The sequence below is a fragment of the Pseudomonas syringae genome (genome assembly GCF_001698815.1).
GTDB classification, from domain to species: domain Bacteria; phylum Pseudomonadota; class Gammaproteobacteria; order Pseudomonadales; family Pseudomonadaceae; genus Aquipseudomonas; species Aquipseudomonas syringae_A.
Window position 1 is genome coordinate 46,338 of the sequence record NZ_LGSI01000050.1, and the last position, 18,657, is coordinate 64,994.

Below are 18,657 nucleotides of genomic sequence, written 5' to 3' on the forward strand. Positions count from 1 at the left end.
CCTGAACCAAAGGCGCGTCGCTACACCACACATGCCTTGTTCAGAGAGAGTTTCGCCATGAACCTACTTGCTTCCCCCTTCGAATCCATTGAGCACGCGGTCATCTGGCTGCTGGTGATTTTCTCCGTCGCCACGTGGGGCCTGGCCCTGCTCAAGGGCGTGCAGTTCACCCGCCTGAAAGTTCAGGATCGCAAATTCCACAAGCAATTCTGGGCCGCATCGAGTCTGGATTCCGCCGCGCAACTGGCTCATGAACAACCGGGTGCCGCTGCCCGCGTGGCCTTGGCAGGGTACGCCGCGATTCAGGTGCCGGACAACGCGCACGCCGTCGATTTGAGCCAGGCCATCAATCATCAGGACCGTCTGGAACGCGCCTTGCGCCAGCAGATTGTACGGGAGCGCCGCTCGCTGGAAACCGGCCTGGCGATCCTTGCCAGTATCGGTAGCACCTCGCCGTTTATCGGTCTGTTCGGTACGGTGTGGGGCATCATGTCCGCGCTCAAGGGCATCAGCGCTGCGGGTTCGGCGAGCCTGGAAACCGTGGCCGGCCCCATTGGTGCGGCACTGGTCGCCACCGGTGTGGGGATCGCCGTCGCCGTCCCGGCGGTGCTGGTTTACAACTACTTCCTGCGTCGCCTGAAACTGACCGCTGCCGACCTCGATGACTTCGCCCACGACTTCTACAGCCTGGCGCAGAAAAATTCCTTCCGCGTGCTGCTGCATCCGGTGCTGAACAAGTCCGGCGCAACCGCTGCCGGGCAGAAAGTGAAGGAGGCGTCCTGATATGGCCTTTTCCACCCAGGACAGCGATGAAGTGCTGAGCGAAATCAACGTCACGCCGCTGGTGGACGTGATGTTGGTGCTGCTGGTGGTGTTCATCGTCACTGCGCCACTGTTGACCAACTCGATCCCGATCAACCTGCCGAAGACCGAATCGGTCGCCCCGGTCGAGCAGAAAGATCCGCTGGTGGTGAGCATCGATGGGCAGGGCAAGTTGTTCATCAACAAGGATGAAATCCAGCCCAACCTGCTGGAAATCAACCTGGCCAGCGCCAAGGCGAAAAACCCCGACGTGCGCGTGCAGTTGCAGGCCGACGACGGCGTGAACTACGGCGAAGTGGCGCGAGCCATGGCCTCGATTGAACGTGCCGGGATTATCAAGTTGTCGGTGATAACGGCCAAATGATGGTTTGAACGGCTACACAGAAAACTGCGTTTTTACAGGCTGATCCTTTGGCATGAGGGCAGCCTGTTTTTTTATGGATGCCTGGCTCTGTAGGATTTCGTTGGAGCGAGGCTTGCCCGCGAAGGGGCCGGTCCACCCACTAAATCCTCTTCGGCTTGGCCTATTGCCTTCGCGGGCAAGCCTCGCTCCAACGGGCCGATATCGTGGCTCCTCAACCCTTCGGCCAACCCCCACCCAACGCCCGATACAACCGAACCCGGTCTATGGCTGCGGCGGTGGCGCTGTCCACCAACGCGCTTTCGGTATCCAGCAGCGCGCGTTGTACGCCAAGCACGTTGATAAAGTCCGCCGCGCCTTGGGTGTAGCGATCCCGGGCCGTGCTCAGGGCGATGTTGTTCTGGCTGACGGCTTCCTGCAACGCGGTGTGCCTTTGTTTTTCAGCGGCGTAATCGGTCATGGCGTTATCGACCTCATGCCAGGCTCCAAGCACCACGCGTTGATAGTTGATCGCGGCTTCTTGTTCCTGTTGTTTGCGCAGTTCCAGGGTGCCGGTTAGTCGACCGCCCTGAAAAATTGGCAGGTAAAGGCTTGGGCCGAACGACCATTGGCGCGAGTTCCAGGCGCCGAGATCCGAGCCGTCCAGCGCTTGCGAACCAAAGGTCGCACCGAGGCTGACCCGAGGATAGAAGTCGGCCTGCGCCACGCCAATTGCTGCAGTGGCGCGGTGCAAGGCGGCTTCGCTTTGCTGGATGTCTGGACGTCGCTGCGCCAGCTCCGAAGGCAGGCCCAGCGGAACATCCGGGGCTGGGTGAGGAATGCTTTTCGGCTCGATCAGTTCGGCATTCAGCGCGCGCGGCGGCTCGGCGAGCAGGTAACTCAGGGCATTGATCAAGCGGTCCTGTTCGGCACCCAATGCCGGGATCACTGCCTGAATGGTCGCGACTTGCGCGGCGGCATTGGACGTGTCGAGGTTGGTGGTGACGCCATTCTCGAAACGGGCTTGGGTCAGCTGCCGACTTTGCTGGGCGATTTCCAGGTTTTGCCGCGCCACGCCGAGTTTCGCCTGCACGCCGCGCAGACGGATGTAGTCGGTGGCGGTTTCGGCGGCGATGCTCAACAGCACGCCGTCACGCTGGGCCTGAGTCAGCTGGATTTCGGCCTCGGCGGCTTCGATGTTGCGCCGCACATGACCCCAGAGATCGATTTCCCAACTGGCGTCCAGCGTGCTGCTCCACAACTCGAACGGTGCCTGGCCCTCTTGCCCCGATGGATCATTGAGGCCTTCGGCGCTGTTACGCGCGCGACGATAGCTGCCATTGGCGCTGACGCCCGGCAATTGCTGGCTGCCGGTAACCTGGCGCATGACGCGACTTTGCTCAAGACGATTACTCGCCCCGCGCACATCAAGATTGGCCTTCGCCGCACGCTCCACCAGCGAGGTTAGCTGCGCGTCGCCCAACTGTTGCCACCATTGGCTGTCTGCGGGGCTGCCCGGCGCCGCGCCCGAGTGCGGCGACGCGTGCCAGGTTGTCGGCAACTGAGCATCGGGTCGCTGAAAGTCCGGCCCGACGCTGCAGGCACCCAAGCTGAACATCGCCAGAAACAACACGCTGTGTTTCATCTCAATGCTCCCGGGCCGTGTCGATTCGGGCGATCACCGACATGCCGATGCGCAGCTTGTCCAGATCCGGCTGATTGGCGTCGAAGCGGATTTTTACCGGCAGGCGCTGGGTGACTTTAGTGAAGTTGCCAGTGGCGTTATCCGGGGCAATCAACGAGAACGACTGGCCGGTGGCCGGGGCGATGCTGTCGATATAGCCGGTGAAAGCATGATCGGGGTAGCTGTCCACGTTCAGCTCGACTTTTTGCTGCGGCAGCATGTGGGCCAGCTGGGTTTCGCGAAAGTTGGCGACCACGAAAGCATCTTGCAGCGGCACGATGGCCATCAATGCCTGCCCTTGCGAAACATAGGCGCCGACCCGTACGGAGCGCTGGCCGACCATGCCGTCCTGTGGCGCGGTAATCCGGGTGTAGGACACATTCAGCTGCGCCTGCTGTAAAGCCGCCTGATCCTTGGCCAAGGCGGCCTTGGCGACTTCGAGTTGTGCCTTGAGCACATCCAGGCTTTTCGCTGCGGCCACTCGCGACGCTTCATCCCGATCGCGGGCCGCTTGCCAGCCGAGCAATTCGGCGTCGGCTTTCTGCCGTTCCTGTTGCGTGCCAGCGCCGGCATTGGACAGGTTCAGGTAGCGCCGGGCGTTTTCCTGAGCGAACTTGAGCGATGCCGAGGTCGCGCGAGTGGTCGCCGACGCTTGATCAATAACCGCTGCCTGACGCTCGATACTGGCCTTGAGGTTGAGGATCTGTGCCGAAGCCGCCTGGACATTGGCGGTTGCCGATGCTTGGGCAGCCAGCAGATCGGCGCTGTCGATTTCGGCCAGCAATTGGCCCGCCTTGACGAGCTGGTTGTCTTCCACGGCAACCTTGACGATCTGACCGGAAAGGCGCGGCGACACCAACACCGAGTCGGCGCGGATATAGGCATCGTCGGTGTGCTCGACCGTGCCGCCGCTTATCAGGCGATAGCCGACATAAGCCGCGCAGACGAGGATCGTGATGCCGATCAGAGAGAGGGCGGTTCTATGCTGTTTCATGTCGGTACCGGAGGTTGCGGTGGATAGGCACGTTTGGGAAGGGTCAACAGGATGACCAGCAAAACGCTGATGACAGCCAGCACTGCCAGGAAGGCATCGCTGAAACTCAATACATAGGCTTGTTCGCGAACCTGTCGCGCCAGAACCGAGGTGGCTTGCGCGGTCTGCATGGGGTCAAGGGTTGGCATTCGCGAAGCAACACCGTCGAGCAGGACATTGGAATGAAAGTGCTCGCGATGGGTAACGAAGTTTTCCAGTGCGGAGGCGGCCATCACCGACGATAAGCCGCGCAAGGTGTTGACCATCGACGAGGCAAATGGGCCTTCCACGGGTTGAATCACACTGGTGGCATTCATCAGCAACGGCACCACGACCAAGGGCTGGCCAATGGTATGCAGGATCTGCAACAGGTAAAAATCATCGCGAATCCACTCACTGGTAATCAACGAGCCGCCCAGGCAGGCAACGGTCAGCAGCAGCAGTCCGAAGGCGATCACGTAGCGCGAATCAACCCAATTGCGATTGATCAGCAGCGCCACCAGCGGCGCGATCACCAGTTGCGGCAGCGCAATGATCAGCGCCGTCGGCATGGTTTGCAGCGGTCGGTAGCCCTGGATCTGCGTCAGGTACGAGGCGGGAATGCCGCTGCCGGCCATGGCGACAAACAAGAACAGGATCAGGGTGATCAGCCCGTAAGCGAAGTTGCGACGTTGCAGCAGCTGCAATTTGAACAGCGGCAGCGGATGAAACCATTCGTTGAGCAGAAACAGCGGGATGCAGATGGCCGCGCCGAGGAGCAGGGTCGTGATCAGTGGCGAGCTCAACCAGTCCAGACGTTCGCCCTGGGTCAAGGCAATCACCAGCATTGAGAGGCCCGCCACACCCAGTAGCATGCCGCGCCAATCCGCCTGGCGGAATCGCTCCAGACGCAGCGGATCTTGAGGCAAACCGTAGGCGATCAAGGCCGCGCCGAGCAATCCGGTAGGAATAATTTGCCAGAACACCATCCGCCAGTCGGCACCTTCTGCCCACAAGGCGGCCAATGGCATCGCCAGATTAGGGCCGAAGGTTGCGGTCAGCGCGTAGGCTGACAGGCCATAAAGCTTTATGTGCCAAGGCAGAAAACGCAGGGCGGCGGTCATCAGCAATGGCGGCAGAGCGCCGCCCGCCAAACCTTGCAGCACGCGCAGACTGACGAGACTTTCCAGATTGGGCGCAAAAGGGATAATCGCGCCGAACAGGGTAAAGGCGAAGGTCGCCACAATGGCAAAGCGCCGCAAGGAAAACGTCACGGCAAACCAGGGCGCAATCAACATCGCTGAGACTTCGGCGGCGGAGTATACCGAGCTGATCCAGGTGCCTTGGTCGTGACCCAGGCCATAGATGCCGAGAATATCTGCCAGGGAAATTTCGGTGACCCGGTCGTTGATGCCGGACGTGAGCGCAGCGATCAGCACGCCCACCAGCCCTAGCGCGAGGCGTGTCGTAAACGGCGCGGGAACCGGAGGTGAGGAGGGCACTGCCACGTAAAAATCCTGCTAAGGTGATATGAGATAAACCTACAATGTGGTACACCGTACCAATCAGTGATACATAAGGCAAGGCGCATGATGACAATTTCAGATACAGATCGCGGTGGGGTGCAGGTCATTTCCCGGGCGGCAGCCATTCTTCGCTGTCTGGAAGGGGAGCCGGCGGGCTTGAGCCTGGGGGAAATCGCCAAGCGTTGCGGCTTGCCGCGTTCGACTGTCCAGCGTCTGGTGGATGCCCTGGCCCTGGAAGAGTTGCTGGAAGTTCATGGTCGTGGCGGCGTTTGTCTTGGCCCTGCGTTGATGCGTCTGGCTTCCCACAGTCACGTGGATATCGTCCAGCGATCCCGGCCGTATCTGGAAGCGCTCGCTGCTGAAACCGGGGAAACCACGTTGCTGGCCAGTGCTACCGGAGCCGAGCTGCTGATTCTGCATACGGTGGTTTCCGGCCAGACGCTACGGGTTTCCCCGGTGCCGGGCGGTTTCCTGAATATCTACGGCACCGGCGGCGGTAAAACGCTGCTGGCGACGATGGATGACGAAGCGGTGATCAAACTGCTTGGGCGGAAAATCAAACCCCTGACGCCCAACACGCTGACTTTGCCTGATTTGCTCAAACAGCTGGAGCAGGTACGCAGCAAGGGTATGGCTTTTGGCAACGAAGAACATACGGTGGGCGTGGCCTCGGTCGCCGTTAGCCTGCAAACCCCGCAGGGTTACTATTCCATCGATGTGGCAGGGCCCGCATGGCGCATCAGACAGGCCCGGGAAAACATCGAAAGCGCTTTGCTTAAATGTCGCGATGAGCTACTGACCGGGCTGCGCAGTATTGATTGAGGCGCTCACTGGGGGCAGCGGTGGCGATCTGTAGGACCGGCTTTAGCCGGGAGGGCGCCCTCCCGGCTAAAGCCGGTCCTACAGATCGAGTTCCGACCCGCAGGATTCATTGTTTCTGTTATTGATATAACATAACATTTATCGGTCTTCTCTTAAGATCGCGTGCAGCGCTTCGTCTTATTGATATCAGCCGTGCCTTGCCAAATGCGACGAGCTGGCGCTGCAACTGAATCCCCTGACCCTGAGTGCTCCATGACGACCCCTATTCCGAAGCCGTTGGTGTCCACGCGCCTGCAGTCCATCGATGCATTGCGTGGCCTGATTATCCTGTTCATGCTCCTCGATCACGTACGGGAAACGTTCCTCCTGCACCTCCAGGTTTCCGACCCGATGGACGTGACCAGCACGCCGCCGGAGTTGTTCCTGAGTCGTACGCTGTCGCATCTATGTGCGCCGCTGTTCATCTTTCTCACCGGCCTGTCGGCGTTCTTGTATGGCGAGCGCCACGACAAGGCCGGAGTTTCCGGCTTCCTGTTCAATCGCGGTCTGTTCCTGATTGTGCTGGAGTTCACCCTGGTGAATTTCGCCTGGACCTTCCAGTTTCCGCCGACCTCGATCTATCTGCAGGTCATCTGGGCGATTGGCCTGAGCATGGTCGCGCTGGCGGTGCTGATTGTCCTGCCGCGTTGGGCGCTGGTGACCTTGGGACTGGTGATCATTGCCGGGCATAACCTGCTGGATGCCGTGCATTTCGGCAAAGATTCGGCACTGTATGTGCCTTGGGCGATTTTGCATGATCGCGGCTGGCTGCAGCCTTTCGAAGGCTTGCGCCTGCGCACTTCCTACCCGGTCCTGCCGTGGATCGGAGTGATTGCCTTGGGTTACGCAGCGGGACCGTGGTTTGCGTCGGGTGCCGATGCAGGCACGCGTCAGCGCAAACTGGTCGCCTGCGGATTGGGCGCGCTTGCGCTATTCTTCGTTCTGCGTCTGATCAATGGTTATGGCGAGAAGCCTTGGGTATCCGGCGAGACCGGCGTGCAAACGCTGATGAGCTTTTTCAACATCACCAAATACCCGCCATCGCTGGTATTTCTCAGCCTGACGATGGGGCTTGGTCTGTTGCTGCTGGTCTGGTTCGAGCGTGCGGCGGGGCGCGGCTGGATGAAGCCGCTGCTGGTATTCGGTGCAGCGCCGATGTTCTTTTACCTGCTGCATCTGTATGTGCTGAAGATTCTGTATCTGATCGCCACGGCAATCTGGGGCGCCAACAAGGGCGATTATTTCGGCTTTGATTCGGTTGGCGCGGTGTGGCTATGTTCGGTATTGCTGGCGGTCGGATTATTCCCCGCCGTACGCGCCTTTGCCAGCTTCAAGGCGCGGCGCAAGGATATCGTCTGGTTGAAGTATTTCTAGGCGCTTCCTGTAGGAACAAGCTCGCTGCCACATACCGCTCAACCTGCCGCACCACATTACGTGCGGAAGCGCTTTACCAGCGCATCCAGTTCGCTCGACAGGACAGCGAGGCTCTTCGAGTCGTTGCGGGCCGCTTCGGCCAGATCGGCAACCAGCTGCGCATCGCCATGAATCTGGCTGATGTGACGGTTGATGTCTTCGGCCACATGGTGCTGTTCTTCGGCGGCTGTGGCGATCTGGGTATTCATGTCGCGGATCACGTCCACCGATTCGCGAATCTGTCCGAAGCTGTTGCGCGCCTGGCCGATTTTTTCCACCGATTGCTGGGACACGCTGAGACTGGCGTGCATCTGTTGAGTCACCGAAGAGGTGCGGCGAGCCAGCGTGCCTAGCAGGTTATCGATTTCGGCAGTGGAGTCGGCGGTGCGCTTGGCGAGGGCGCGTACTTCATCGGCCACCACCGCGAAGCCCCGGCCTTGTTCGCCTGCGCGGGCGGCTTCGATGGCGGCGTTGAGCGCCAGCAGGTTGGTTTGCTCGGCGATGGAGCGAATAGTGTCAAGGATCGACTGGATGGCGTTGCTGTCTTTTTCCAGCTGCACCATGGCGGTGGCCGACTGGGACAGCTCCGCGCTCAGTTGATCAACGCTGCTGACTGCGTCGTCGATCTGCCGTTGACCTTCGCGTGCCTGACGTTGGCCGCTGTCGGCCGAATCGGCGGCCTGGCTGCAGGAACGGGCGACTTCGTTGGCGGTGGCGACCATTTCGTGGAACGCGGTGGACACCATGTCTACCGCTTCGCGTTGTCGGTCGGCAGCTTCGGCCATGTCGTGGGACACGCGTGTCGAGCTGGTGGAGGTGTCGAGAATTTTCGTCGCCGCCAGACCGATATGCTGGATCAGGCTGCGAATGGCGGTCAGGAACTGATTGAACCAGTTGGCCAGTTGCGCGGTTTCATCGTTGCCGCGTACCGCAAGACTTTTGGTCAGGTCGCCTTCACCTTGAGCAATGCCTTCAAGGCCGCTGGCCACGCTGCGAATCGGGCGCACTATCAGCGAGGCGAAACTGGCGCCGACAAGGGCAAAGATCAGCGCCATGACTGCGGCAATAATGCCCACCAGCCAGGTCAGGCGCGTCGCGGAGCTCATCACCTCATCCTGCTTGATCAGACCGATGAAGCTCCAGCCCAGTTGCTCGGAAGGGAAGACGTTGACCATGAAGCGTTCGCCATTGAGGGTCACTTCGCTCAGGCCGGTGCCGGCTTTGGCCAGTTGTGCATAGCCGTCGCCCAGATCGGCCAGCTTCTTGAAGTTGTGCTCTGGCTGGCGTGGGTCGACCAGAATTGTGCCGTTGTTTTCCATCAGCAGCAGATAACCGGTTTCACCCAGCTTGATCTGTTTGACGATGGTGGTCAGCTGCTTGAGCGACACATCGATGTTGACCACGCCGCCAGGGCTGCCTAGCTTGTTGGTAACGGTGCGCACGGTGCTGACCAGAACCGCATCGTCGCCGGCCCAGTAATACGCGTCGGTACGCAGGGTTTTGCCGGGGTTGGCCAGGGCAGTCTTGTACCACGGGCGTTGGCGCGGATCGTAACTGGCCATCTTCGGATCGCCGGGCCAGAACGCGTAGCTGCCGTTGGCCAGGCCGTAGGAAACATAGGAATAGGCCGGATGGCTTTTCGCGATACCGGCGAAGAATTCATATATTGCCTTGTGGGCATCGGACTCGGGGAGCGTAGGCGCATCGGCGCTCATGTAGCTCTTGATGCCTTCGCCGGTATTGGTAATCAGCGGATGGCTGGCCAGGTAATCGACGTTCTGGCTGATACCTTCGAAGAACAGCTGCATGGCATTGGCGACCTGGCGGATTTCCCGACCGCTGCTGTCGACGAAATCATCTGCCGCGTCGCTGCGCAGGTTGACGATGACGATGCTGGCGACCACGACGATCGGCAAGCAAGCGATGACGGCGAACGCCCAGGTCAGTTTCTGTTTGATATTCATCCGAACTCCAGAGAGCTGCTGACCTAAAACCCCAGTACCGCTGGTGTTGATCGTGCAGGCCGCAAATGACGCAAAATTAGTATTATGGTATGCCGCTATCGGCGTCGTTCCGGGGTTCTTGAGGGGGCGTTCGCGGAACAGGTCGCTGGCTGGCATGAGATACCTGTTCGCGTCAGCCTGGATAACCCAGTTCGCGGCTGATTCGCGCCCTGCATTCGAGCAGCAGCCGCTGGAAATGGTCTTGCGCGCCTTCCGGGTCCATCACCGCATCGGGGCCGGAAAGGTTGACGGCGGCCACCACCTGACCGTTGTGATCCTTGACCGAGGTGGCAATTGCGGTCGAGTAATCGGAGCGGTGCAGTACCCAGCCGCGATTGCGGTCAGCGGCGATTAGACTTTGCAGCTCCGGCAAGGTGCGCGGGGCGGGGGCGGGGTAATCATCCAGGCGTACATGCTGATACAGCTGAGCCAGCGCGGTTTCGTCCAGGGCGGTCAGCAACATTCGGCCCATGGCCGTGCAGTGGCAAGCGATGCGGGTGCCGACGGGAATATTCACCGACAGCCGTTGCGCAGCGAAGGCGCGGAACAGATACAGGCTATCAGTCTGCTCGCGAATACTCAGGTGGCAGGACAGCGAGGTGCGATCACGCAACTGGTTCAGGTGCGGCATCGCCACTTCGACGATGTCGCGACTGGCCAGATAACTGAAGCCATCGCTGATCACTCGCGCACCCAGCTCATAGTGGCTATTGAGTTTGTTGAGATACCCCATGTTGGTCAGGGTAAACAGAATTCGGTAAACCGCCGAGGTGCTGACGCCCAGACGTTCGGCGATTTCATTGATGCTCAGGGTGCGTGTTCGGGCATTGAACATGCCCAGTACGCTCAAGCCCCGGGCCAAAGCCGGGACGCTGTAGTCGGTGTCTTTTTCCGGGGTTTCGAGCATGAGTGATTCCAATTGCTTTGGTTGGAGCGAGGCTTATGTGGGAGCGAGCTTGCTCGCGAAAGCGGTGCTCCATTCGACGAAATAGGCTGGGTGTGCTCGCCTCTTCGCGAGCAAGCTCGCTCCCACACCACAATCGCTGTCTACGCCACATCCAACTCCAGCAACTGGCCATCGAACTCACCCATGGCATCCAGCAGCGCGCCCTTGAAGTAGTCGAGGGAAGCGCGATCGCAGAGGATCTGAAACGCCGGGAGTTCTGCCGACCCGAGGTTGATCACGATCACATTGATCCGCGCCGCCGACGTCTGCGCCACGGCGCCGGGGGCGAAGGCTTGCGGGCGCAGGTCGACGCCGCAGAGCTTGGCCATGACCTCCGACACATGCAGCCCGCTCAGTTGCAGCCAGGCATGGCTGTCTTGCCGAGGCAGCAGGTAGTTGGCGCTGTGATCCAGTTCCCAGCGCGCTTCTTCGTCGGCGATGCGCTGGCCGCGATCCTCAAGGCTGCCCAGAATCAGGTATTCGGTCTGGGACAATCGCGCCACATGGCTGCCGTCGGCCTGAGTCACGGCATGATTCGGCTCATCCGGCAGGAAGAAACCCCGGGCGCTGAGGTATTCGGCGCTCTGCTGGCCGCGAAAACCGACACGCGGCACGTCGGTCAAATCGATCAAGGCGCAGGGTTGAAGCGGGCTGAGCCCGATGTAACGTTCGGCTTGCAGGCTGGACATGGCTCAGAGCTCCTGGCGTTTGGTTTCAGGGTCGAAGAAAGGCAATTGCACCACCGTGGCCTGGACGATCACGCCATCTTCGACGCGAATCGGAATCTGCTGGCCCGGCTGGCTCTGGTCGAAGGCGGCGTACGCCATGCCGATGATTTTGCCCAGTGTTTGCGAATACTCGCAGGACGTGACGTTGCCGCTGATGTCCGGGCCCTTGAGCACCAGATGGCCTTCCAGAGGTTGCGGGCTGGCTTTGGGCAGGGTGAAACCCACCAGTTTGCGTTTCATCGGTTGCGCTTCGAGGATGTCCACCGAGCGGCGGCCGACGAAGAACGGCTTGGTTCTGCTGACCGCCCAGCCCATGTCGATTTCAGCGGGATGGGTCATGCCGTCGGTGTCCTGGCTGATGATCACGTGGCCTTTTTCCAGGCGCAGCAGGCGCTGGGTTTCGACGCCGAACGGACGCATGTCAAACGCCTTGCCCGCTTCGGTCAGCGCATCCCAGAGTCGCAGGGCGTGACGCGCCGGGACGTGAATTTCGTAGCCCAGTTCGCCGACAAAACCCACGCGCAACAGTCGCGCCTTGATCCCGGCAACAGTGCCCGAGCGAACGCCCAGATACGGAAAGGCTTCGGCCGACAAATCAAGGTCGGTGCAGACTTGCTCCAGCACTTTGCGCGAATCGGGACCGGCCACGTTCACCGCCGCAATCGCCGCCGTGACGTTGGCAATGTCTACGTCGAGGCGCCATTGCGCGTTCCACTTGAGCATCTGCTGATAAATGCGATCCACGCCGCTGGTGGTGGCGGTGACGTAGAAGTGATGCTCGGCAAAGCGCGCGCACACGCCGTCATCGATGACCACGCCATGTTCGTTGGTCATCAACGCGTAACGCGAGCGGCCAATCGGCTGCTTGAGGAAGGCAAAGGTGTACATGCGATTGAGCAGCTCGGCGGCGTCCGGGCCGCGTACATCCAGGCCGCCCAGGGTCGAGACGTCGATGATGCCGACCTTGTTGCGTACATGCAGCGCTTCGGCTTGCATGCATTTATCCCGCTCATTGGCTTTACCGTAGTAGGCCGGGCGCTGCCAGATGCCGGCGGGCATCATTTTTGCGCCGGCTTCCAGATGACGCTTGTGCATCGGCGTCTGGCGGTACGGATCGAAAGCCCGACCGGCAACGTGGGCGAGTTTTTCCGCTTCGAAAGGCGGGCGGGCAGTGGTGACGCCGGTTTCGCTGACGCTGCGCTGGGTCGAGGACGCCACCAGGCGCGCGGTCGGCAACGCCGAGTGGCGGCCTTGTGACGGGCCCATGCCCACGGTCGAATAACGTTTCACCAACTGGATGTCGCGATAGCCGATTTTGGTGGCGTTGATGATGTCGCGCACTTGCAGGTCTTCATCGAAGTCGACGAAATCCTTGCCTTTGGGGTGCGGGAAGATCGGCCACGGGAAGTTGACCTGGGCCTCGGTGCGCAACGGCAACGGGCTGGCGTTCAGTTCCAGATGCAGCGCAGTGACGATGTGCGCCGTGGCATGAATGGCATCGGCCAGAACGTTGTCCAGGGCGTGATAACCATTGGCGGAACCCGCGACGCTGAGGTTTTTCGGCAAACCGCTGAGGGTGAATTCAGCGTGTTGGTCGTCGTAGCTGAGTTTGCCGCCCGCCTGACACAACAACTGGTACACCGGCATATAACCGCCGGACATGCACAGCAAATCGCAGTCCAGAATCAAGCCGCTGCCGGCGACCTGGCCCTGGCCGGTGATCTTGCGCAGGTCGACGCCACTGACATGGCGCATGCCTTTTTCATGCAGCGCTTCATAAACCGTGCTGCCCGGATGGCAAGGAATGCCGCGTTGCTCAAGGGCCAGCAGCAGCGCACGATCCACTGGATTGGCGCGCATATCCACCAACGCCGCCACTTCCACGCCTTGCTCATGCAGGTCCAGCGCGGCCAGATAACCGTCGTCATTGCCGGTCAGCACCACCGCGCGTTTGCCCGGCTTGACCGCGTACAGCTTTATCAAACGCTGGGCGGCGCTGGTCAGCATCACGCCGGGCAAATCGTTGTTGCGGAAAATCACCGGCTGATCGAACGAGCCGCTGGCGATCAGGCATTGCGTCGCGCGCACCTTGTACATGCGCTTGCCCTGAATCACCGGCAGATAGTTATCGGTAAACCAGGCGTTGCAGGTGGCTTGCTTGAGCACGCGAATATTGGCGTGACCTTCAACGGCGTCCACCAGTTCGCGGCGCAGGGTTTCGCCGCGCTGGCCTTCGATATCAAAGCGCGCGTAGGTCAGCGAACCACCAAGAATCGGTTGTTGCTCGATCAGCAGCACCTTGGCGCCAGCGTTGGCGGCGGTCAGTGCGGCCTGCAAGCCAGCAGGTCCGGCGCCGATGATTGCCAGATCGGTGAACAGGTACGCCTTGTCGTAATACTCGGGCTGGAATTTCAGGTCGAGCACGCCGAGCCCGGCTTTCTTACGGATGATCGGTTCCCAGACTTTCCACATTCCCTTGGGCTTATAGAACGAACGGTAATAGAACCCCACCGGCATGAATTTGGAAAACTTGCCCAGGTACGCGTCCTTGTCGTTATCCAGCGAGCCGTTGAAGTTCTGGCCGCTGGCTTGCAAACCGTCTTGCAGCGCAAATGAGTCGGCCAGCACATTCGGCTCATGGGGCAACTGGATCAGCGTATTGGCGTCTTGCCCGGCCATGGTCAGCGGGCCGCGTGGCCGGTGGTATTTGAACGAGCGGGACAACAGAAAACGCCCGTTGGCGAGCAGGGCGCTGGCGATGCTGTCGCCTTCAAAGCCCTGATACTGCTGATTGTCGAAGCTGAAACTCAGCGGCTGATTGCGATCGATCAGCAAACCCATGGGCGCGGGCAGGCGGTTGAGCGTGCTCATCGGGCAATCTCCTTGGCCGGGGCGGCGGGTGTGGCAGAAAATTCGACCCGCGAGGTGAACACTTCCTTGGGGTCGAAGGTGCGCAGGATTTCGTCGCTGCCGGTGTGGCGTTCCACCAGGAACCAGTAGCTGGACGGCGTATGCATCCACCATTCGCGGACCACGCCCAAGGTGTCTTCGTAATTGAACACGTAGTCGGCCCATTCGCCGTCGGTGCAGGTGGCCGGGTCCGGCATGGCTTTGAATTCGCCGCCGTAGGTGAACTCGGTGATGTTGCGCGGCCCATTGAGCGGGCAATTCATGACTTTCATAGTGCGTTCCTTACTCAATGGCGGGTCAGTGACTGGCCGCCGTGGCGCCCATTTCGTTGACTTGCTGGAAGGTCGAAAACCGTTCCAGGCCGAACGGCTTGATCAGCTCCGGGGTTTTGCCACCACTGGCGACCAGTTCGGCCATGGTCTTGCCGCAAATCGGCGTGGCCTTGAAGCCCCAGGTGCCCCAACCGGCGTCCAGGTAATAATTTTTCACCGGTGAAAGTCCCATGATCGGGCTGTAATCCGGGGTCATGTCGGTGATCCCGGCCCACTGGCGCATCAACTTGGCGTTGGCCAGGAACGGGAACATCTCGATGGCGTGCGCCAGCAGGCTTTCCTTCAAATCCAGGGTGGAACGGGTGTTGAACAGCGGGTACGGATCGGAGCCACCGCCGAACACCACTTCTCCGCGACTGGTCTGCTGCACGTAGCAGTGCAGCGCAGACGAACTCACCAGCGGATCGAGGAACGGCTTGAACGGCTGAGTCACCATGGCTTGCAGCGGGAACGTCTGGATCGGCGAGCGAATCCCGGCTTTCTTCATCAGTTGCGAACTCATGCCCGCCACGGCCTGCACCGCGCAGCCGCATTTGATGGTGCCGCGATTGGTTTTGACGGCGGTGATGGTGCCGTTTTCGATGATCAGCTCCTGGACTTCAGTGAGCTGATGTATTTCCACGCCGCGCTTGGCCGCTTGCTTGGCGTAGCCCCAGGCCACCGCATCATGACGCGCGGTGGCGCCGTCCATGTGCCAGAGCCCGGCGAGTACCGGAATGTGGCCCGGATCAAGGTTGAGGGAAGGCACCAGCTCGCGAATCTGCTGACGGTCGATCATCTCGGTGCGGCCGCCAAAATGCTTGTTCACTTCGGCGCGCTGACGGAATGAGCGCACCGTCGCGTCGGTATGGGCCAGGGTCAGTTGGCCTCGGTGCGAGTACATGATGTTGAAGTCAAATTCGTTGGACAGCCCCTCGAACATCCGCACTGATTCAGCGTAGAACTTCACCCCTTCGCTGGTCAGGTAATTGGAGCGGATCACCGCCGTGTTGCGCGCCGTATTGCCGCCGCCCAGATAACCTTTTTCCAGCACCGCAATGTTGGTGATGCCGTGGTACTTGGACAGGTAGTAAGCGGTGGCCAGGCCATGACCGCCGCCGCCGATGATCACCACGTCATAGGAAGATTTGAGTTCCTTGGGCGGCGGCAGGTCGACGTCTACCGGGTATTCCGAGCTGAGCCCGTATTTCAATAGATTGAAAGGCATACGGCCTCCGATTGGCTGCGTTGCGCTTGGGCCTGCTGCAAGGCAGCGGTGACCGTGTTTTTCATCAGGAAGGCGATGGTCATCGGGCCGACGCCGCCGGGCACCGGAGTGATGGCCGAGACCTGGGGCAGGACGCTGTCAAAATCCACATCGCCCACCAGCCGACTGCGGCCGTGGTCGTCGATGCGGTTGATGCCAACGTCGATGACCACTGCGCCGGGTTTGAGCCAACTGGCGTCGATCAAGCGCGGCTTGCCGACTGCGGCAATCACAATGTCGGCCAGCTGACACAGCGCCTTGGCATCGGTACTGCGCGAATGCACCACCGTCACCGAGCAATGGGCTTGAAGGAGCAGGGCGGCCATGGGTTTGCCGACGATATTGGAACGGCCGATGACCACCGCGTGTTTGCCGCTCAGGTCGCCGCAGGCTTCGCGCAACAGATACATGCAGCCACTGGGCGTGCAGGGCGTCAGCACCTCGCGGCCCTGACTCAGGCCGCCGACGTTTTCGCTGTGAAAACCGTCGACGTCTTTGCGCGGATCAATCGCCTGCAAGGCGCGGGCTTCTTCAATGTGCGCCGGCAATGGCAGCTGCAAGAGGATGCCGTTGACGCCGGGGTCGGCGTTCAGTTCGGCAATCACGTTGAGCAGCTGCGCTTGCGAGGTGTCGGCGCTCAGGCGGTATTCCAGAGAGCGAATGCCAGCCTCTTCGGCGCGCAGAATCTTGTTGCGCACATAGACCTGACTCGCTGGATCTTCACCCAGCAAAATCACTGCCAGCGCCGGTTCGATGCCGTCGCGTTTGAGCGCCGCCACGTCTTGTTTCACCTGGGTCAGAACCCGGGCCGCTGCGGCTTTGCCGTCGATCAATTTAGAGGTATTCACCGGAAAATCACCGTTCTGTCCTTGTTGAGGAAGACGCGATGTTCCAAGTGGTATTTAACCGCCTTGGACAGCGCCACGGTTTCTGTATCGCGGCCCATGGCCACCAGATCGGCGGGCAGGTAAGCGTGATCGACACGCTGCACTTCCTGCTCGATGATCGGACCTTCGTCCAGGTCGCTGGTGACGTAATGCGCCGTGGCGCCGATCAGCTTCACGCCTCGCTCGTAAGCCTGGTGATAAGGCTTGGCGCCCTTGAAACCGGGCAGGAACGAATGGTGGATATTGATCGCCCGGCCCGAAAGCTGCTTGCACAAGTCATCGGACAGGATCTGCATGTAGCGGGCCAGCACCACCAGTTCGGTGCGGGTGTCGTCCACCACTTTCATCAGCTCGGCTTCCTGCGCTGCCTTGGTGTCCTTGGTCACCGGCAGGTAGATAAAGCGGATGCCCTCGCGCTCGGCCATGTGCCGCAATTCGAGGTGGTTGGAGACGATGGCGGTGATGGTCATGTCCATCTCGCCTTTGTGATAGCGGTACAGCAGGTCGGTCAGGCAATGGTCGAACTTGCTGACCATCAACAACACGCGCATTGGTTCGCGGGTGTCGTGCAATTCCCATTGCATGGCAAACGCAGCGGCGACGTCATCGAAACCGGCCTTGAGCTTTGCGATGTCGCCTTCATGGCCGTCGTTGAAGCGGAACACCGCGCGCATGAAGAATTTGCCGCTGAACTCGTCGTCGAACTGCGCCATTTCACCGATGTAGCAGCTGTTGTTCGCCAGGTAGGAAGTGACGGCGGCAACGATGCCGGAAGTGGCCGGGCAGCTGATCTTGAGAATGAAATGGTTCTTTTCGTGTTGCATGGCTTTCCCTCGGAAGAATGGCGGCAGCTCGGCGCAGGGCGAAAATTCATGGGTGAAATAGGTTTTCGTGGGTGAAGAAAAATTCTCTACAGGAATTAAATATTCACGATGCCGTTTTATAGGCGAAAGGGAATTGCGCGTCTAGAGCTTTATGGAAAGTTTTTTAACTGTCAGGAAATTTTTATGAGGTGTAGGGGCGATTCCGCGCAATAGGTATTGGTATTGGTACATTTCCCTTTTGGGAGCGAGCCAGCGCTAACGCCGTAAATCTGTGTCGCCGCCACGAGCGCCTCGCGAATAAATTCGCTCCTACAGGGCGGGCTTGCCTTACTCCCCCTGCGCCCCGTAATTCATGATCGACAGCAAGCGAATCGGTACTTTGACCAACTCTTCGGGACCATGCGGAATGTCGCCGTCGAAAGTCAGGCTATCGCCAGCCTGCATGCGGTACAGCTGATTGCCATGCCGATACACCAGTTCACCCTCCAGCAAATGCAGGAACTCGGTGCCAGGATGGGAGAAGGTCGGGAACTCTTCGCTGGCGTCGTCCATGGTCACCATGTACGCCTCGAAACTCTTCTTCGGCCCACGCGTGTGGTTGAGCAGGTGATAGGTGTGACCTTTCTCGGTCCCGCGCCGGACCACTTCCAGTCCTTCATCGGCCTTGACCAACAAGGCGCTGCTGCCTTTCTGATCGTATTGGGCGAACAGCTTGGACATGGGCATGCCCAGCACATCGCATAGACGGCTGAGGTTATCCAGGCTGGTGGAGACCTGCGCGTTCTCGATCTTGCTCAGCATGCCTTGGCTGATGCCCGCGATCCGCGCCACATCGGCCAGCTTCAATTCCTGCGCTTGACGCTGGCGCTTGATCTGTATGCCCAGGTACTGCTCGAGTTTCAACTTGGGTTCGGGTTCGTTCGGCATGTTCATCAGGTCTGCACACTTTCCGTTCATTAATCTTTATTTCGCACCAGTAATGTGCGAATTGCCCGACTGGTGAATTCTTGGGCGTTTGGTTATTCCCACGGAGAAAACAAGTTTCCCATATATACAGCAGAAATTCCCGTACTCGCTCCATTTGTCTCTTGGCATACCAAAGTGGCAAGGGCTTTGCATTCCT

The 18,657-nt window shown here is 60.0% G+C and carries 16 protein-coding genes and 1 pseudogene; 4 read left to right on the forward strand and 13 right to left on the reverse strand.

Annotated elements, in window-relative coordinates; translation table 11 throughout:
* Nucleotides 1–57 precede the first annotated feature (57 nt).
* Both AFK24_RS15995 and AFK24_RS16000 read left to right on the forward strand, forming a co-directional pair.
* Nucleotides 58–783: a MotA/TolQ/ExbB proton channel family protein gene (locus tag AFK24_RS15995; RefSeq protein ID WP_065834124.1), complete on the forward strand. Its 726-nt coding sequence runs from the start codon at nucleotides 58–60 to the stop codon at nucleotides 781–783.
* A gap of 1 nt (nucleotide 784) precedes the next feature.
* Nucleotides 785–1,186: an ExbD/TolR family protein gene (locus AFK24_RS16000; RefSeq protein WP_065834125.1), complete on the forward strand. Its 402-nt coding sequence runs from the start codon at nucleotides 785–787 to the stop codon at nucleotides 1,184–1,186.
* Between the two features lie 211 nt (nucleotides 1,187–1,397).
* Here AFK24_RS16000 and AFK24_RS16005 read toward each other — a convergent pair whose 3' ends face one another.
* From AFK24_RS16005 to AFK24_RS16015, 3 genes are read right to left on the reverse strand one after another with little or no spacing between them, the layout of a single operon-like run.
* Nucleotides 1,398–2,807, reverse strand: coding sequence for an efflux transporter outer membrane subunit (locus tag AFK24_RS16005; protein WP_065834126.1), 1,410 nt, complete (start codon nucleotides 2,805–2,807; stop codon nucleotides 1,398–1,400).
* Between the two features lies 1 nt (nucleotide 2,808).
* Nucleotides 2,809–3,840 carry an HlyD family secretion protein gene (locus tag AFK24_RS16010; protein ID WP_065834127.1) on the reverse strand — a complete coding sequence of 344 codons (1,032 nt, stop codon included), beginning with the start codon at nucleotides 3,838–3,840 and terminating at the stop codon, nucleotides 2,809–2,811.
* Nucleotides 3,837–5,366, reverse strand: a complete 1,530-nt coding sequence (locus AFK24_RS16015) for an MFS transporter (protein WP_065834128.1) — start codon at nucleotides 5,364–5,366, stop codon at nucleotides 3,837–3,839. The genes AFK24_RS16010 and AFK24_RS16015 overlap by 4 nt, the downstream gene beginning before the upstream one ends.
* Nucleotides 5,367–5,447: 81 nt before the next feature.
* Between AFK24_RS16015 and AFK24_RS16020 the strand changes: the two genes are divergently transcribed.
* Both AFK24_RS16020 and AFK24_RS16025 read left to right on the forward strand, forming a co-directional pair.
* Entirely contained in the window at nucleotides 5,448–6,206 is a 759-nt protein-coding gene (locus tag AFK24_RS16020; RefSeq protein ID WP_065834129.1) for an IclR family transcriptional regulator, read from the forward strand.
* 252 nt (nucleotides 6,207–6,458) lie between these two features.
* The gene (locus AFK24_RS16025; RefSeq protein ID WP_065834130.1) at nucleotides 6,459–7,619 is read left to right on the forward strand and encodes a DUF1624 domain-containing protein; all 1,161 of its coding nucleotides are present in this window, start codon (nucleotides 6,459–6,461) and stop codon (nucleotides 7,617–7,619) included.
* Between the two features lie 56 nt (nucleotides 7,620–7,675).
* Here the strand turns inward: AFK24_RS16025 and AFK24_RS32070 are convergent, their stop codons facing one another.
* The 10 genes and pseudogenes from AFK24_RS32070 to AFK24_RS16070 form a co-directional block, all read right to left on the reverse strand.
* Nucleotides 7,676–8,443: a methyl-accepting chemotaxis protein gene (locus AFK24_RS32070; RefSeq protein WP_430962165.1), complete on the reverse strand. Its 768-nt coding sequence runs from the start codon at nucleotides 8,441–8,443 to the stop codon at nucleotides 7,676–7,678.
* A gap of 90 nt (nucleotides 8,444–8,533) precedes the next feature.
* Nucleotides 8,534–9,778 (reverse strand): annotated as a pseudogene (locus AFK24_RS32075) (cache domain-containing sensor histidine kinase); the annotation flags it as partial.
* A 16-nt stretch (nucleotides 9,779–9,794) separates the two neighbouring features.
* Nucleotides 9,795–10,568, reverse strand: coding sequence for an IclR family transcriptional regulator (locus AFK24_RS16035; RefSeq protein ID WP_065834132.1), 774 nt, complete (start codon nucleotides 10,566–10,568; stop codon nucleotides 9,795–9,797).
* 140 nt (nucleotides 10,569–10,708) lie between these two features.
* Nucleotides 10,709–11,296, reverse strand: coding sequence for a sarcosine oxidase subunit gamma (locus AFK24_RS16040; protein WP_065834133.1), 588 nt, complete (start codon nucleotides 11,294–11,296; stop codon nucleotides 10,709–10,711).
* 3 nt (nucleotides 11,297–11,299) lie between these two features.
* On the reverse strand, nucleotides 11,300–14,206 hold the full coding sequence (locus tag AFK24_RS16045) for a 2Fe-2S iron-sulfur cluster-binding protein (RefSeq protein WP_065834134.1): 2,907 nt from the start codon (nucleotides 14,204–14,206) through the stop codon (nucleotides 11,300–11,302).
* On the reverse strand, nucleotides 14,203–14,517 hold the full coding sequence (locus tag AFK24_RS16050; RefSeq protein ID WP_065834135.1) for a sarcosine oxidase subunit delta: 315 nt from the start codon (nucleotides 14,515–14,517) through the stop codon (nucleotides 14,203–14,205). Before AFK24_RS16050 ends, AFK24_RS16045 begins: the two co-directional genes overlap by 4 nt.
* 25 nt (nucleotides 14,518–14,542) lie before the next feature.
* Nucleotides 14,543–15,784, reverse strand: a complete 1,242-nt coding sequence (locus tag AFK24_RS16055; RefSeq protein WP_065834136.1) for an FAD-dependent oxidoreductase — start codon at nucleotides 15,782–15,784, stop codon at nucleotides 14,543–14,545.
* The gene (folD, locus tag AFK24_RS16060) at nucleotides 15,766–16,671 is read right to left on the reverse strand and encodes a bifunctional methylenetetrahydrofolate dehydrogenase/methenyltetrahydrofolate cyclohydrolase FolD (RefSeq protein ID WP_065834137.1); all 906 of its coding nucleotides are present in this window, start codon (nucleotides 16,669–16,671) and stop codon (nucleotides 15,766–15,768) included. Before folD ends, AFK24_RS16055 begins: the two co-directional genes overlap by 19 nt.
* Nucleotides 16,668–17,534, reverse strand: coding sequence for a formyltetrahydrofolate deformylase (gene purU / locus AFK24_RS16065; RefSeq protein WP_065834138.1), 867 nt, complete (start codon nucleotides 17,532–17,534; stop codon nucleotides 16,668–16,670). The genes folD and purU overlap by 4 nt, the downstream gene beginning before the upstream one ends.
* Nucleotides 17,535–17,861: 327 nt before the next feature.
* On the reverse strand, nucleotides 17,862–18,467 hold the full coding sequence (locus tag AFK24_RS16070; protein WP_020291089.1) for a helix-turn-helix domain-containing protein: 606 nt from the start codon (nucleotides 18,465–18,467) through the stop codon (nucleotides 17,862–17,864).
* Between the last annotated feature and the right edge of the window lie 190 nt (nucleotides 18,468–18,657).